This window comes from Roseovarius confluentis (genome assembly GCF_002917925.1).
Lineage (GTDB): Bacteria > Pseudomonadota > Alphaproteobacteria > Rhodobacterales > Rhodobacteraceae > Roseovarius > Roseovarius confluentis.
In genome coordinates, this window is record NZ_PPFE01000002.1 from 420,853 (window position 1) to 437,205 (window position 16,353).

Here is a 16,353-nt window from a genome sequence, read left to right on the forward strand (position 1 = left end):
CGGTCGTCACGCACGGTTGTTTTGCTGGCTGTGACGGCAGGCGGGCGGCCCCGGAAGGCCGCCCGCGATTGGCTTAGTTCATCTCGAAGAACTTGAACTTGGGATCGTCCTCGGGGCTGACTTCGGTGCCGACCGCATCGGTCATGCCCCAGTTCAGCACCTGGTGGTGGATCGGGATGTAGAGCTGTTCCTCCTGAACCACCTGCCAGATCTCGTTGATCGTGGCGTTGCGCGCCTCGAGATCGGTTTCCGAGGCAAGGCTGACGATCTTGGCGTCGACATCCGAGTTGGAGAAGCCGGTGCCGTTCCAGCTGCCGCGCTCCTCGCCGCGGGTATGAACGAGGAAGTTGAAGATGTATTCCGAATCGTAGGTCGGAACGCCCCAGCCCAGCATGTAGAAATCCGTCTCGCCGTTTTCGATGAGCGGGAAGTGCTGTGCCTTGGGCTTGGCGTCGAGGTTCACGGTGACGCCGATTTGCGCGAGCATCCCGACGGCGGCCTGGCAGATCGCCTCGTCGTTGACGTAGCGGTCGTTCGGGCAGTCGAGCTGGATGCTGAAGCCGTCGCCATAGCCGGCCTCTTCCATCAGGGCCTTGGCGCCTTCGATGTCGGTGGTGGCGCTGCTGTCCATCTCTTCGTTCCAGCCGTTGACGAAGGGCGGGGCGATCATGCCCGCGGGCTGCGACTGGTCGCGCATGACGACCTGCTTGATGGCGTCGCGGTTGATCGCCATGGACATCGCCTTGCGCACCTTGGCGTCGGCCAGCGGGTTGGCGCCATCGACGTCGTCATTCTCGATATCGTCGGCGCCCATGTTCATGCCGAAGAAGATGACGCGGTTCTGCGGCGCGGTCTTGACGACAAGGCCGTCGGTGTCGCCGACGCGGCCAAGGTCCTGTACGGGCACGTCCTGGATGAAGTCGACCTCGCCCGACAGAAGGGCGGCCACGCGGGTGGCGGCGTTCTGGATCGGGGTGTAGATGATCTCGGTCACGTCGAGGGGGAACTCGTCCTTGCCCCAGTAATTCTCGTTCGCTTCCAGCACGGTGCGCACGTCGGGCTCGCGGCTGACGAGGGTGAAGGCGCCGGTGCCGTTGGTATTGGACGAGGCAAAGGTGGTTTCGCCGCTGGCCACGTCCTGAACTGCGACGGCGTCGTTTTCCTCGGCCCAGCCCTTGTCCATCATGAACAGGTTGGTGAGGTTGGCGGGCAGGATCGGGTTGGGACCGTCGGTGACGAATTCCACGGTGTGGTCGTCAACTGCGCGGACCTCGGTGATCGAGGTCAGCAGTTCCTTCATCGCCGATGTTTCGGACTGGGCGCGGTTGATCGAAAAGACCACGTCCTCGGCGGTGAAGTCGGCGCCGTCGTGATAGGTGACGCCCTGGCGCAGGTTGAAGACCCACACGTTCGGGTCGCCTTCCTTGGGCGCCCAGTCGGTCGCCAGCGCGGCCTGGAACTCGCCCGAGTGGTCGCGGATGATCAGCGGCTCGTAGATCTGGTGCGAGAGGGTATGGGTCGGCCCCTCGTTCTGGGCGTGGGGGTCGAGCGTGAGCGAGTCGCCCGCGCGGGCCCATCGCAGCGTTTCGGCCGAGGCACCGGTCATCGCCGTGGTGGCGAGCAATGCGGCGGCAAGGACTGTCTTGGTTTTCATGAATATCTCCCTGGATATCGCCCGGGTTGATCCTCGGGCTGATCCCGAAAACATAACTTAGTGGTCCGGCGCTGCAAGCCAACGAATGGGCAGATGCCTTCACGTCACTTGAAAAACGGAAGGGCAAACCGCCGAGACGGGCGTTTGCCGGGATGACCGCGCGGCGTTTCGGTCTAGCTTTCGAGGCGAAGCCAGAGTGGCAGGGGGCGTGCGAAAGCTGTGAAAATGCGACGGAAATCGGATTTGCCCACGAAGGTCTGCGCGACCTGTGGACGGCCGTTCACGTGGCGCAAGAAATGGGAAAAGGTCTGGGACGAGGTGCGCTATTGCTCGGGACGGTGCAAGCGGGCGCGGCCCAAGGTTTAGGCGAAGCGTTCGAGGATCCGGTCGAGATCGACCCGGGCGCGGAGCCGCTCGGCCAGAAGGTAGCAGCCCAGCACCTTGCGTTGCAGCAAGAGCGTGTCGGTGGGCGGCGCGTGGATGTCGACCTGTTCATCGGCCACGAGCAACCCCTCGCGGCGCAGGCGGGCCAAGAGGCCGCAGGTCGCGAAATCGAGCGTGCCGCCGTGGCGCAGCGGTTCAGCGGCGATGCCGAAGAGGCGCAGGATGTGGGCGCGGTCGATGTCAGACGTGTCGGCGCCGACGAGACCGATGGCAATCATCGCATCCCAGGCCGCGGCATCGTCACCGGTCAGCGCAGCGTTGAAAAGGGCACGGTAGCTGTCCACGCGCCCGGCGTCGAATTGCAGCGTCGCGCCGAAATCCAGCAGCACGATATGGCCCGTGTCGGGCTGGTATCCGTAGTTGGCGAAATTTGGGTCGGTCTGCATGTCGTGCAGTTCGAACAGCTCTCGCAAGGTCAGGGTTACGAGCGCCGTCGCGATGCGGTCGCGGGTGGGCTGGTCCAGTTCGGACGCGGTGTCGATGCTTTGGCCATCGACGTAACTCATGGCGAGGATGTCGCGCGTGCTGAGGTCGTCGTGGACGGCAGGCAGGACGAAATCGGGGTCATCCGCGAGATGGGTGCGGAAGCGGTTGATGGCGACGGCTTCGCGCGCGTAGTCGGTTTCCTCGTGCAGCTGAGCGGCGGCATCGGCAAGTAGGCGGTCCGTGTCGAAGCTGGCGGGCATCATGCCGGACCGGCGCAGGATCAGGCCGAGGTTGCGCATGTCGCTGTCGATGCTGTCGCGGATGCCGGGATATTGCACCTTGATCGCGAGGTCGCGGCCGTCGCGGGTCTGCGCACGGTGCACCTGTCCGATGGAGGCGGCGGCGATGGGGTGCACGTCGAAGCGTTTGAAATGACGCAGGAAATCGCGGCCCCAGTTGGCGGCAAGCACTTTCTTCAGCTGCGAGGGCGGCATGAACTGGGCGTCGGCGCGCAGGCGGGCGAGGATCTTGGCCAGCTCGGGCGGAAGCATGTCGGCGGTTTCCATCGACAGAAGCTGGCCCGCCTTCATGGCCGCGCCGCGCATGTTCGCAAGATGATCGGCCACGCGGGTGACTTTGGACGGTGTCATCAGCAGGTCTTGCAGGCGGGGCTTGCGGCCGCGCATCAATTGCCACCCGCCGCGGGTGGCGACGTTGCCCGCCAGGACCGTGGCCATGCCGCCGGTGCGGGCCATGCGGTTTAATCGCCCGGTCGGGATGCGGGCGGCGCGTTTTTGGTCGGGCGGGTTCTGGTCGTTCATCGCGTGCCTTCGGCGCGTCGTTCCAGCCGCGGCCCAAGCAGGCGCACCAGCGCGGGGCGCAGGCGCAGGAAGGCGCGATAGGCCAGCTCGGCGACGGGTACGATACCGGGGATGCGCGACAGCTTGGCGAGATGGCGCCAGCCGGGCAGGCGTTTCCAGACCTCGAAGAAACCCGCGGCGCCGGAGACCAGTGTGCCGTCGGGGCGGCGGGTGTGAAACCGGCCCATGGCCGCGTCGCGATCGAGGTCCGGTGCGGGGTCCTCCTGGCTGCGCGAGATATCGGTGAAGGCGATGCGGTCTGCCCGGTCGCGTTTCTGGTAGAAACCGACTTCGGCCCGGCAAAGCGGGCAAGACCCATCGTAGTAGACCGTCAGCCGGGTATCTTCCGCACCCTGCACGATCAGCCCGGGTCCTTGCCCAGTTCGGGCTCGCGCTTGAGAATACGCTGAAGCGTGCGGCGGTGCATCTTGAGCAGTTGTGCCGTCTTGGTGATGTTGCCGTCGGTGCGCTCCAGGAAGCGTTCGATATGTACGCGCTTGGCCTCTTCGGGCGAAATCGGGTTTTCGGGCGCCGGGGGCTGAACCCCTTCTGCGGCCAGCAGGGCGTCGACGATCTCGTCCCCGTCGGCGGGCTTGGCCAGGTAGTCGATGGCGCCGAGCTTGACTGCCGCGACGGCAGTGGGTGTGTCACCGTAGCCGGTCAGGACGAGGGCGCGGGCGGAGGTACGCTGTTTCTTCAGCATCTCGATTACCTCGAGCCCCGAACCTTCGCCGAGATGCAGGTCGATGATAGCGAAGGCAGGTTGTCGCGCGTCGATCGCGGCGGCGGCCTCGGCCACGGTGCCAGCCGGAATGGGATCAAAGCCGCGGCTGGCCATGACCTTGGACAATTGCTCGCGGAAGACGTCGTCATTCTCGACGATCAGGAGCGTGGTGTCTTTGGGTAGCTTTGTCATATCATCCTCTCTTGCACGTGCTACGTGCGCGGGACAGGGTTGGATGACTGCCGGGGGCGGGGTGCGACAGTTTGCGCAGGGGCGCCGAAACGCCGACGGCGCCCCGGGATGATCCGGGGCGCCGTCTGTTTTTCAGCATGGCATCAGGCCCTTAGCCCGGTTGGACCCGGTCGGCATCCATGACCTTGGCCCATGCCTTGACGAAGTCCTTGACGAACTTGCCGCCATTGTCGGCCTGTGCGTAGACCTCGGCTTGCGCCCGCAGTTGCGAGTTCGAGCCGAAGACGAGATCGCAGCGGGTCGCATCCCACTTCTTGTCGCCGGTCTTGCGGTCCTTCCCGACGAAGGTCATGCCCTTGTCGTCGGTGGCTTCCCAGACGGTGCCCATGTCCATCAGGTTGACGAAGAAGTCGTTGCTGAGCGTGCCGACACGGTCGGTGAAGACGCCGTGCGCGGTGCCGCCGTAATTGGTGCCCAGCATCCGCAACCCGCCGATCAGAACGGTCATCTGCGGTGCCGAGAGGCCCAACAGATGCGCGCGGTCGATCATCAGTTCCTCGGCCGAGACGGTGAAGTCGCCGGAGAGGTAGTTGCGGAAACCATCGGCCTGCGGCTCCATGATCTCGAAGGACTCGGCGTCGGTCATCTCGTCGGTGGCGTCGGTCCGGCCCGGGGTAAAGGGCACGTTGACCTCATGACCGCCGGCCTTGGCCGCCGCCTCGACAGCGGCGTTACCGCCCAGAACGATGAGATCGGCCAGCGAGATCTTCTTGCCGCCCGAGGCGGACGCGTCGAAGTCGGCCTTGATGCCTTCGAGGACCTTCAGGACCTTGGCCAGTTGCTCGGGCTGGTTGACGTCCCAGTCCTTTTGCGGAGCAAGACGGATGCGGGCACCATTGGCGCCGCCGCGCATGTCCGAGCCGCGGAAGGTCGAGGCCGAGGACCATGCCGTGTAGGCCAGTTCGGAGACCGACAGGCCGGAATCGCGCAGCTTGGCCTTGAGGCTGGCCACGTCGGCGTCATCGACCAGCGGGTGATCGACCTCGGGCACCGGATCCTGCCAGATCAGCACTTCGTCCGGCACCTCGTTGCCCAGATACATGGAGCGCGGGCCCATGTCGCGGTGGGTCAGCTTGAACCACGCGCGGGCGAAGGCGTCCGCGAACTCGTCGGGGTTGGCATGGAAGTGGCGCGAGATTTTCTCGTACTCGGGGTCCATGCGCATCGCCATGTCGGCCGTCGTCATCATGATGTGCTGATTGTGCTTCGAGGGGTCCTCGGGGTCCGGGGCCATGTCCTCGGGCTTCTGGTCCTTGGGCTGCCATTGCCATGCGCCGGCGGGGCTTTTGACCAGTTCCCACTCATAGCCGAAGAGCACGTCGAAATAGCCCATATCCCATTGTGTCGGGCGAGGCGTCCATGCGCCTTCGATGCCCGACGTGATGGCGTCGCGGCCTTTGCCGGAGCCGTAGGTGGAGAGCCAGCCAAAGCCTTGGGCCTCCATCGCGCCGGCCTCGGGTTCGCTGCCGACATGCGATGGATCGCCCGCGCCATGTGCTTTGCCGAACGTGTGGCCGCCGGCCGTCAGCGCGACGGTTTCATAGTCGTTCATCGCCATGCGCGCGAAGGTTTCGCGGATGTCGCGGGCCGAGGCAAGGGGATCGGGCTGGCCGTCGGGACCTTCGGGGTTCACGTAGATCAGGCCCATCTGCACGGCGGCAAGCGGATCTTCCAGCTTGCGGTCGCCGGAATAGCGGCTGTTGGGTTTGTCGGAGGTGGCGAGCCACTCTTTTTCCGAGCCCCAGTAGACGTCTTCCTCGGGCTCGAACACGTCCTTGCGGCCGCCGCCGAAGCCGAAGATCGGGCCGCCCATGTCCTCGATCGCCATGTTGCCGGCGAGGATCATCAGGTCTGCCCAGGAAATGGCGTTGCCGTATTTCTGCTTGATGGGCCAGAGCAGGCGGCGGGCCTTGTCGAGGTTGCCGTTGTCGGGCCAGCTGTTGAGCGGGGCAAACCGCTGGGTGCCCGAGCGCGAGCCGCCGCGCCCGTCGGAGGTGCGGTAGGTGCCCGCCGAGTGCCACGCCATGCGGATGAAGAAGCCGCCATAGTGACCATAGTCGGCTGGCCACCAGTCCTGGCTGTCGGTCATGAGCGCCTTGAGGTCTTTTTTCAGCGCCTCCATGTCGAGGCCCTTGAAGGCTTCGGCATAGCTGAAATCGGGGCCCATCGGGTCGGATTCAGGGGTGTTCTGATGCAGGATCTTGAGGTTCAGCTGGTTCGGCCACCAATCGCGGTTGGATTGGACGCTGAACCGCGTCGCACCATGCATGACCGGGCATTTGCCGGAGTTTTCGAGATCGTTGCCGTCCATTGAGTCTCTCCCAGGGTTTGCTGTCTGACTGTGCCCGGATGCGTGTGATCCGGGGCCGATTGCTTGTTTAAAAGACGTAAGCATTGCCGCGCGCGATGCAACGCGGGAATCGCTTTCACAGGGCGAAGCATAGCAAGGCATTTCAATGAGAATAAGTTGCATTTATTGATTGGATTGATAAATCTTTCTTATGAAAAATCTCTCGCTGAAACAGTTGCGCTATTTCGAGGTGCTGGCCCGGACGGGCCATTTCGGGCAGGCCGCCGAGATTTGCGCGGTCACCCAGCCGGCGCTTTCGGTGCAGATCAAGGCATTGGAGGCGTCGGCAGGGGCGGCGCTGTTCGAGCGCACGACGCGCGAGGTGCGGTTGACCGGGTTCGGGGTGGAGTTCGCGGAGCGGGTGCGCGAGATCCTGCGGTCGGTCGACGAGCTGTCGGACCTTGCGCGCAAGGCGCAGGAGGGGTTGAGCGGGCGACTGCGGCTGGGGGTCATCCCGACGATCGCGCCCTATCTTCTGCCGCGGTTCCTGACGCGGCTGAACGGGGCGTTTCCCGATCTGGACGTGCAGGTGCGCGAGAGCATCACGCCGCGCCTGATCGCGGAGCTGGGTGAGGGCGGGCTGGATCTGGCGCTTGTCGCGCTGCCGGTGTCGGAGCGGTCGCTGGAAGAATACCCGGTCTTCGAGGAACCTATGGTGCTGGTCCGCCCCGAAGCCGAGGCGGATGCGCCGGTGCCGGACGTGACGACCCTGCACATGCGGCGCCTGTTGCTGCTGGAGGAGGGGCATTGCTTTCGCGACCAGGCGCTGGCGTTTTGCAACATCCCGGGCGGCGGGCCGCGCGACGGGCTGGAAGGCACGTCGCTGTCGACGTTGGTGCAGATGGTGGGTGCGGGGATGGGGATCACGTTGATCCCCGAAATGGCGGTGCCGGTGGAAACCCGGTCGGCGCCGGTCTCGGTGGCACGGTTCCGTGGGCCGCAGCCGATGCGGCAGGTGGGCATGGTCTGGCGCAAGACCAGCCCGCTGGCCGAACGGTTCCGGGCGATCGCGGACCTGCTGGCGCCGGATACGTCTGAACCGTCAGTGGACGCTCAGTAGTCCTTCTCAAAAAAGATGCCGACGCCGGTGTTGCCGGTGGTGCTGGTCGAGCCCTTGACCGTCAGGTTGCGCCCGATGTCGAGGTTGAGGTTGATCTCCTGGTTGCCTTCGCTGTCGGCGGTGACCTCGGAGTAGAGGTTTTCCGACAGGTAGGCGCCGGCGGTGACCTGTGTCGCGCCATCCTCGGAAGTCGACACGTCGAGATCGCTGAGGCCGAGGGCGCCGCGAATGTCCAGCCCGCCGGAGCGCTGGCCCGAAAGCGTGGCGGCGGCGGCGACAAGCTGGGCTGCCTGGAAGGCCGAGATGTCTTCGAGCCCACGACCGAAGAGCAGCCGCGCGACGGCCTCGTCCTGGGGCAGGTCGGGGACGGATTCGAACGAAACGGAAGGCGCGCTTGCCAGCCCCTCGATGATGGTGCGCACAAGGATGCCATCATTTTCCGTCTCGGCCACGAAGCGCAGGTAGGGGTCGAGCGCGCCGCGCAGGTCGATGACGCCTTCGGTCAGGTCGAGGCGGCGGCCCAAGATGTCGAGCCGGCCCCGGATCAGTTCGAAAAGGCCGCTGGGCACGACGTCGGCGGTGGTGCCCTGAAGGCGCACGCGGCCACCCAGTTCGGCGTCGAGGCCGCGGCCGCGCACGAAGATCCGGTTTGGTGCGTTGATGACAAGGTCCAGGGGGAAGGCGACGGGATTGCCGCCGCTGTCCTGCCCGATGATGCCGGCGCGGGCGCGGGTTCGGCGCACGTCGGCGGGTTCGCCCACATGGGTGATCTCGGGAATGTCGCCCGGGGTGCGGGTGCCGCTGCCCGAGGGCACGCGCAGTTCGGTCCGGCCCAGGTTGACCGTGCCGCCGATCGTGGCGCCGCCGGTGAGCGGGCCGTTGATGCCGACCTGACCCGACAGGGTTGTCGTGTAGAGGTCGGGATCAGTGACGACGAGATCGTTGAGCGCGGCTTCGAGATTGGCGTTGAACGGGGCCGACAGGGTGATCGGCCCGCGCACGCGGAAATTGCCGCCGGTGCCCATCGAGGCGGTAATGTTTGTTTCGGCCCGGCCCGAGGCCAGGCGGACAGCGCCGGTGATGCCGGTGATGGCGGTCGAAAGGGACGGCAGGGCGAAGCGGCCGTCCGATACGTTGACCACGCCCGAAAGGGAATTCAGCGCGGGCGGGCCGTTGACGCTGAGGTCGAAATTGGCAAGGCCGACAATGGACCGTGGCGCCAGGAACGGGTTGGCCAGCGCGAGGGGCGCGGAGCCGTTCACGTCGAGATCGAGGCTGTTGCCGTAGCTGTTGATCGACCCGTTCACGCGTGCATTGATGCCGCCGGGGCCGGTGGCATCGAGCGACAGGCGGATCCGTTCGCCGGCCCGGTCGACGATGGTGATCGTGCCGTTGGCCGAAACCGCGCCGGGGAAGGCGGGCACGAATATGCCGAGGTCGGCCAGCCGGGCCGACAGGTTGACGGGCGCGCCGGGGCCGCTGCCTTGGGCGTCGACGGTCACGCGGGGCGTCTGGATCTCGATATAGCGGATGCCGGGCGCGGACTCGCCCAGTGCGACGGAGGCGCGGGCGTCGATACTGCCGGCGATCAGTTGATCGACCTGGGCGATGCCGGTGCGCAGGTTGGAGCCATCGATCTCGGTCGTGATGTCGAGCGTGCGGCCGCGAACCTGGCCGGAGCCTTCGAGCGTCATGTCGAGCGTGCCGGTCAGCGGGCGGTTCAGGAGCGGCGCGAGGCGTGACAGGTCGCTGGCATTGAGCGTCATCTGGCCTTCGACCGGCAGCAGTGCATCCTCGGGGAAGGCGGCGCCGGTGGCCGACAGGGTCGTGCCTGCGCCGGAGGCCTCGAGCCGCGAGATGGTGACCGCGCCGCCCTTTTCCCAGGTGGCGGCGGTGTCGAGCGTGGCGGGGCCGGACATGCGCGGTTCGATCCGGGCGAGGTCGGCGATGGCGGCCTTCAGGGTCAGCTCGCCATCGTCGGAGTCGAGCCGGCCCGAGGCGTCGGCCTCGAGCGCCGGGGTGCGCACCGAGAAGCGTTCGAGCACGGTGCCGTCGGTGTCGCGCTGTGCGGCGATGGACACTGTGCCCGCGCCGTTCATCAGCGCGTCGACGCGCGGCTCGCCGATTTCCACGTCATTGGTTTCGGCGTCGAGCACGATGTCGAACGCGCCGCCGCGGATGCGTCCGGAGCCTTCGAGCACAACGGTCGCCGCGCCGTCCAGATCACGGCCCGCGAGTTGGGCAAAGCGCGACAGGTCCTGCGCGGCGAGGGTCACCTTGCCCTCGGCGGGCAGGTTCGGGTCTTCGGGGAAGACCGCGCCGCTGCCAGTGAGCGTGACCTCGGCCAGGGTGGCTTCGAGCGCGGAGATGTTGAGCGCGTCGCCGGTGCTCCAGTTGACCGATGTCGTCAGCGTGGCCGGGCCGGACAGCGTGGGCTCGACTTGCGCGACGTTCTGCAGCCGTGCCTCGATGTCCAGCTGGCCGTCATCCGCGTCGAGTCGGCCGGAAGCATTGGCGGCAAGGGCCTGTGTCTGGATCGTGAGGCGTTCAAGCACGGTGCCGGTGGTGTCGCGGCGCGCGACCAGCGACAGGGTGCCCTGGCCGGTCATGAGCGGGTCGAGGCGCGGTTGGCCGATGGCCAGATCGTTGGTTTCGGCTTCGAGTTCGATATCGAATGACCCGCCCAGAAGCGTGCCTGTGCCTTCCAGCGTGGCATTGGCGGCGCCGGAGATATCCTGGTTCGAAATGGCCGCAAAGCGCGAGAGGTCGGCGGCGTTCAGAGTCGCGCTGCCGGTGAAGGGAAAGCCGTCTTCGAGGCTCTCGAGTTCACCGTTGGCCGTGAGGGTGACGTTGCCGCTTTCGACGTCGAGCGCGTCGATCACAAGGGGCTGATCCTGTTGCCAGTCGAGGGTCATGCTGCCCGCCGGCGCGGCGCCGATGGCCTCGGCCAGCGCGGGGTCGGAATGATCCACGCCTTCGGCATTGAAGGTGATGTCGCCGGAAAAGGATCTGTCGGGTGCATCCGTGATCTGGCCGGTGCCCGAAAGGGTGGCACGGTCCAGTTGCACTCCGTTATCCTGAACGAGGTCGACGATCTGCATTTCGGCCTGCCACGCGTCGTCCTGTGCGGCATCGAAGCTGGCGGTGAGCCGGGCATTCTGAAGCGTTGTCGGCGCGCCGGAGATCGGAAGGCGCACGACATCGCCCTCGTCGCTGCCGATGCGGCCCTCAAGCTGGAGCGTTTCGGGCCAGCCGGAGGCGGAAAGCGCTAGGTTGCCCTGAAGCTCCAGCGCCTCGGAGGCGAGAGCCAGTTCGTCGAGTACCAGCCGACCGGTTGCCTCGGTCTGGCCGGAGACGGCGAGGCTTGTTGCTTCGCCGAAGAAGGGTTGGAACTGTTCTTCGAACAGCGGGCGCAGGTCGCCATCAAGGTCTGCGGCGAAGGTGTAGCCCTGGGCATCGTCGCCGTCGATGGCGCCGACATTCACGGTGCCGCCAAAGCGTTCCTGGCCATCGGAGCTGAGCAGGATGCGTGCGGAGAAATCCGACAGGGGGGCGTCGCCGGTCACCTGCAGACGCAGGGCGGGCGTATCCGGGATGCCGAGCAGGGTGGAGACGATGCCTTCGGGGCCTTCCTCGAAATCGAGATCGAGTGCGAGGACGCGGGTTTCGTTCGCAAAGGAGCCTTCGAAAGTCAGGCTGTCCTGCCGGTCCAGCCGCTGGATGGCGAGGTTGGCGGCGCCCTGACCGTCGGCCAGGTTGACGCTGCCTTCCAGCGACAGCCGGGCCGGTTCGCCAAGCACGGACTCCCCGAGTTCCACACTCTCTATCTGGACCAGTTCGACATTCACCGACACGGGCAGTTCAGGCAATGAGAACTGTGTGGCCTCGGCGTCGTCGGTGCTGACGGTTTCACCGCCGGCGGGCAGACGTTCGAGGATGACTTCGGCGGCAGTAAGCTCATCGACCTCCAGCCGGCCGCGCAGCAGGGCGGACCGGGACCAGACCAGCGATGCGTCGCGAAGGGTCAGCCAGACGCCATTCTCGTCGGCGATTGTCAGCTGTTCGAGCGTGGCATTGGACGAAAGAGCGCCGCGAAACCCGGTGACATTTACATCGCGGCCCGCGCCGGAGAGGTTGTCCTGCAGCCAGTTCTCGATGAAGGACTTGTCTTGTTCCTCCTGATCCTGGGCCAGCAGGGGCGTCGAGATCGCGAAGGTGAGAATGAGAAGGAAAGAAAGCAGTAGGCGCATCAGAATGCCTGTCCAATACCGATGTAGAACTCGTAATCCTCGCCCGCGTCGCCGTCGAGCGGGGTGGCCACATCAAAGCGGATCGGGCCAATGCCGGTGTCGTAGCGGATGCCGAAGCCGGCACCGGAATGCCAGTCGCCGTTGTCGCTGCCGAAGCTGTCGCGACCGACAAAGCCGGTGTCGGCAAAGCCCACAACCTGCCAGGCGTCGGCTACCCGGGCGCGTACCTCGCCAGAGAACGCGAGGAACGAGCGGCCGCCGCTGGTGTTGCCGCCGCCAAGATCGACGCCGAGCGACTGGTAGGGCTGGCCGCGCACCGTGTTGGAGCCGCCAGAGAAGAACAGCATGTCGGGCGGCACGTCCACGAGCGATGCGCCGGTGACCGAGCCGACCTGGGTGCGCCCGGCCAGCACGATCGTGTCGTTTTCGCCGAAGCCCACGTAGGTCCGCGCGTCGGCATAGAGGCGGAAGGCCGGGTCGCCCGCGTCGAGCGCAAGAAACGGCGTGGCCTCCAGCCCGACGTAAAACCCTTCCCTGGCGTCCAGCGGGTCGTCGCGATTGTCGAAGGTCAGCTTGCCCGGCAGCAGCAGCAGTTCGTTGGTGCGCGAGCCGAGGTCGTCGTCGATCTCGGCATATTGATAGGCGATGCCGATCTCGCCTTCCAACTCGTCCGAGAAGATGTGCGACACGCCGCCGCCGATCTCGAAGGTGCGCTGGCGGTATTCCTCTTCGTCCAGTTCCTCGGCCCGGGCCTGGAGAAAGGCGGTGGTGTCGGGCGTGAAGGTGGCGGGGCGCTCGAACCGGGCGGAGAGGCGATAGTCGATGCCGCCCGAGTCGCCGCCTATGCCGCCGACCTCGCCTTCGATTCGCAGGCGTTCGGCGCCGCCAAGAAGGTTACGGTGGAGCCAGAAGCCGCTGAGCGTCAGGCCTTCGAGCGAGGCGATTTCGGCGCCGAAGCCGATGCGGCGGGGCTTGGCGTCGATGACCTCGGCCTGGATATCGAGCGTGCCGTCGGGGTTGGGCACCTCGGCCTCGTTCAGCACGACCGAGCGGAACGCGCCGGTGCGGCGCAGGCGCTGGCTGGCATCTTCGAGTTCCTCGGGCGAAAAGACCTTGCCCGAGGGCAGGCCGGCGATGGCGCGGATGCGGTTGGCGCGCACGGCGCTGGGGCGGGTGATCACGAGGTCGCCGAAGCGCAGCTGTGGGCCGGGGGACAGGCGGATTTCGGATGCCAGTGTCGAATTGCGGTGGTCGGCGGTGATCGACTGGCCGTCGAGTTCGACCTTGGCGTGGCCGGCCTCGCGCCAGCCGGTGACGCCCGCCTCTGCCGTTCTGCGGATGACGCTGGCGCCGGCGCGCTGACCACGGGCATACCCCTCGGGCAACTCGGTTTCAGGGGCGACCGGGCCGATGGCAGCACGGGAAAAAGTGAAAGGTGTTCCGGGTTGCACGATCACGTCGACACGGTTCACGCGGCTGGGCCCGGCGATGGGCGAGATGTCGGCCGCCTCGCGCCCGTCGACGCGGATGCTGACCACGCCGCCGTAATAGCCCGCGTCGTAGAGCGCGCCAACCATGCGGGCGTAATCAGCGCGGGCGGCGGCGAGGATGTCCTGCGCCGTGGCGTCCTCGGTGCCAGCGGTTTCAACGGAAAGCGAGGACCTGCTGAGGTACTCGACCAGGTCCTGCGGTGCTCCCCGGACCTGGACCGTGGCTTCGACCGCCAGCACGGGGCGGATCAACAGCAAGGTCAAGATGACTAACCAGGGCGCGACGCGACGACATTCGAACAACAGGCAGCTCCGTTTCCGGGGCCCGCAGCGGGCCCAAGGCGTGACTATGGGCAGAATGCGTCATGCGCCAGTGCCGCGCTGCGCGTGTCCCCCATCCGCGAACAAACTAGAACGGGGACAGCGTCATTCCCAGCAAGAAAGTTCATTTTCAAGGCGATCGGGCGCAAACTCTTCCGTGATCGGCAAGATTTCTCCGAAGTGATGTTGACGCGGGAGTATCCGGACGTCCCTGTTCTTTCCCGGTAGGCGCGTGATGGCGTATGGTCGGCAAACGCCGTAACGCGCGGTATCGACGCAGCGCCTTTGCGGCCGGCTGGAGGTGCGATTGGAGCAAAACGCGCAGGGCAGGGCGATTGCTCATAGCCGCAAGAGGGAATATGACGTCAGGTAAGATAAGAGAACTCGAGCCGTTGAAAGGGCACTTGGGGGACACGCAGAAATATTCTCAGGTCCGGACGGTGGCGTTGGTGATCATCGCCTTCGCCGTGGTGCTGTTCCTGCTGGTGCAGGCCCGCTTCATCCTGATTTCGCTGGCGGTGGCCGTGATCCTGTTCACGCTGACCTCGGACGTGATCCGGCTGATCGCGCGGCAGAGCATCGGGCGGTTCCGCATTCCCAACTGGCTGGCGTCCATCGTGGCGCTCTTGCTGATCTCGACGGCGCTGCTGCTGTTGTCGTCGATCATCCTGGCACAATTGAACACGGTCCTGGGCACGACGCTGTCCTATGCCGAGCGTGCGCCGTCGGCGGTGGCGTCGCTGTTCGCGTGGATGGGCGAGGACGTGGAACGGGCGGTGCTGAACTCGCTCAACAGTGTCGAAGTGTCGGGATACGTGCGGACCGTGGCCGGGCAGGCGGGCAGCCTGATGCAGGGCACGGTGCTGGTCATCCTCTTCTTCGGCTTCCTGTTCGCGGAGCGGATATGGTTCGGGACCAAGATGTCGAACTTCTTTGACGACCCGGCGCAGGCGGAGCGGGCGAACCGGATCTTCAACTCGATCATTCACCGGGTGAATTATTACCTGCTGATCAAGTCGCTGGTCAGCCTGATCACCGGGGCCATGGTGTACGCAGTCGCGACGTTCTTCGGGATCGAGCTGGCGCTGTCACTGGGCATCCTGACCTTCATCCTGAACTACATTCCCAATATCGGGTCGATCGTGGCCACCGGCATGGTGGCGCTGGTGGGCTATGTCGAGACGGGCGAGGCATCGGTGACGGCGGGGCTGTTCGTGATGACCGGGATCATCCAGTTCGTGAACGGCAACGTGATCGACCCGTGGCTGATGGGACGGGCGCTGCGCTTGTCATCGTTCGGGATCATCATCAGCCTGGCGTTCTGGGGCGCGGTCTGGGGCATTCCGGGGATGTTCCTGTCGGTACCGATCATGGTGATGCTGCTGGTGATTTGCAGCCATGTGCCGCAATTGCGGAAGGTGGCCGTGCTGCTCTCGCGCGAAGGCCTGCCAGAGGACGACCGCGAGTTGGACCGGCTGAACGAGGAGATCGAAAGCCGGAGGGCCTCCTGAGGCAGGCGGACAGCGTCGCGCGCGGAGGGCCCGATCAGTAGATCAAGGTGTCGCGGCTCCTACCTTCGACCGACTGCCCGCGATACATGCCTTCGCAGTTGAAGGGCATGGTGACGGTGCCGTCCGCGCCGATGGCAATGAGACCGCCCGATCCCCCTATCGCCACGAGATCCTGCATCACCACCTGCGCCGCAGCGTCGGTGACGGTCTGGCCGGCCAACCGGATGCGGGCGTCGATTTCATGTGCGACGGACAAGCGGATGAACGCCTCGCCATCGCCGGTGGCGGAGACCGCGCAGCTTTCGTTGAGAGCGAGCGTGCCGGCACCGATCAGGGGGCTGTCGCCGATGCGTCCGGCGCTCTTGGCCGTCATGCCGCCGGTGGAGGTGGCGGCGGCGAGGTTGCCCGCGCGGTCGCGGGCCACGGCGCCAACAGTGCCGTGACGGCGGGAAGGGTCGTCGTCGAGCGTGCCGTCGGCTTCCATCTGCAAGGTCTCTTGCAGCGTGTCCCAACGTTCCTGTGTGAAGAAATAACGCTCTTCCTCGAACGGCAGGCCGGCCTCGCGGGCGACGTCGTGCGCGCCGTCTCCGGCCATGAGCACATGCGAGGTATGTTCCATGACCGCACGGGCGGCATCGATCGGGTGGAGCGGGCCGCAGATACCCGCCACGGCCCCCGCACGGCGGTCGCGCCCGTCCATGATGGCGGCGTCCATCTCGTGTGTTCCTGCACGGGTAAAGACGGCACCGCGCCCGGCATTGAACAGCGGCTCGTCCTCCAGCGCGCGCACGGCGGCGGCGACGGCATCGAGCGCGGTGCCATCGGCCGCCAGCACCGACTCACCTGCCTCCAGAACGCGGGCAAGCGCGGCATGGCAGGCCGCTTCACGCTCTGCGCTCATTTCCGATCGGGGCAGAACCCCTGCGCCACCGTGAATTGCCAGTGCGAATCCGTCAGCCATTTCTCGCTCCTGCGTTGTTTTCTGCCGTTTTGGCGGGCTTTGGTTGCCGA

11 protein-coding genes are annotated in these 16,353 nt (G+C 65.9%); 3 read left to right on the plus strand and 8 right to left on the minus strand.

Annotation, left to right across the window (positions count from 1 at the left end):
• Positions 1-73 precede the first annotated feature (73 nt).
• Positions 74-1,654, minus strand: coding sequence for an ABC transporter substrate-binding protein (locus C2I35_RS06900; RefSeq protein ID WP_103762280.1), 1,581 nt, complete (start codon positions 1,652-1,654; stop codon positions 74-76).
• A gap of 225 nt (positions 1,655-1,879) precedes the next feature.
• Here C2I35_RS06900 and C2I35_RS06905 point away from each other — a divergent pair, with 225 nt between their 5' ends.
• Positions 1,880-2,020, plus strand: coding sequence for a DUF2256 domain-containing protein (locus C2I35_RS06905; protein WP_211286116.1), 141 nt, complete (start codon positions 1,880-1,882; stop codon positions 2,018-2,020).
• On the opposite strand, the gene C2I35_RS06910 is transcribed toward C2I35_RS06905, so the two are convergent.
• The 4 genes from C2I35_RS06910 to katG form a co-directional block, all read right to left on the minus strand.
• Complete coding sequence (locus C2I35_RS06910) at positions 2,017-3,345, minus strand: ABC1 kinase family protein (protein ID WP_103762282.1); 1,329 nt, start codon at positions 3,343-3,345, stop codon at positions 2,017-2,019. The genes C2I35_RS06905 and C2I35_RS06910 overlap by 4 nt on opposite strands.
• The gene (locus C2I35_RS06915) at positions 3,342-3,743 is read right to left on the minus strand and encodes a thiol-disulfide oxidoreductase DCC family protein (RefSeq protein ID WP_103762283.1); all 402 of its coding nucleotides are present in this window, start codon (positions 3,741-3,743) and stop codon (positions 3,342-3,344) included. Before C2I35_RS06915 ends, C2I35_RS06910 begins: the two co-directional genes overlap by 4 nt.
• 2 nt (positions 3,744-3,745) lie before the next feature.
• Positions 3,746-4,300, minus strand: coding sequence for a response regulator transcription factor (locus tag C2I35_RS06920; RefSeq protein ID WP_103762284.1), 555 nt, complete (start codon positions 4,298-4,300; stop codon positions 3,746-3,748).
• Positions 4,301-4,451: 151 nt separating this feature from the next.
• Positions 4,452-6,671 carry a catalase/peroxidase HPI gene (gene katG, locus C2I35_RS06925; RefSeq protein ID WP_103762285.1) on the minus strand — a complete coding sequence of 740 codons (2,220 nt, stop codon included), beginning with the start codon at positions 6,669-6,671 and terminating at the stop codon, positions 4,452-4,454.
• 190 nt (positions 6,672-6,861) lie between these two features.
• Between katG and C2I35_RS06930 the strand changes: the two genes are divergently transcribed.
• On the plus strand, positions 6,862-7,770 hold the full coding sequence (locus C2I35_RS06930) for a hydrogen peroxide-inducible genes activator (RefSeq protein ID WP_103762286.1): 909 nt from the start codon (positions 6,862-6,864) through the stop codon (positions 7,768-7,770).
• On the opposite strand, the gene C2I35_RS06935 is transcribed toward C2I35_RS06930, so the two are convergent.
• Positions 7,764-12,020 carry a translocation/assembly module TamB domain-containing protein gene (locus C2I35_RS06935; protein ID WP_103762287.1) on the minus strand — a complete coding sequence of 1,419 codons (4,257 nt, stop codon included), beginning with the start codon at positions 12,018-12,020 and terminating at the stop codon, positions 7,764-7,766. The genes C2I35_RS06930 and C2I35_RS06935 overlap by 7 nt on opposite strands.
• Positions 12,020-13,774 carry an autotransporter assembly complex protein TamA gene (locus C2I35_RS06940; RefSeq protein ID WP_245890425.1) on the minus strand — a complete coding sequence of 585 codons (1,755 nt, stop codon included), beginning with the start codon at positions 13,772-13,774 and terminating at the stop codon, positions 12,020-12,022. The genes C2I35_RS06935 and C2I35_RS06940 overlap by 1 nt, the downstream gene beginning before the upstream one ends.
• A gap of 416 nt (positions 13,775-14,190) precedes the next feature.
• Between C2I35_RS06940 and C2I35_RS06945 the strand changes: the two genes are divergently transcribed.
• Positions 14,191-15,342, plus strand: a complete 1,152-nt coding sequence (locus C2I35_RS06945; protein ID WP_103762288.1) for an AI-2E family transporter — start codon at positions 14,191-14,193, stop codon at positions 15,340-15,342.
• Positions 15,343-15,376: 34 nt separating this feature from the next.
• On the opposite strand, the gene C2I35_RS06950 is transcribed toward C2I35_RS06945, so the two are convergent.
• Positions 15,377-16,303 carry an isoaspartyl peptidase/L-asparaginase family protein gene (locus C2I35_RS06950; protein ID WP_103762289.1) on the minus strand — a complete coding sequence of 309 codons (927 nt, stop codon included), beginning with the start codon at positions 16,301-16,303 and terminating at the stop codon, positions 15,377-15,379.
• Positions 16,304-16,353 lie beyond the last annotated feature (50 nt).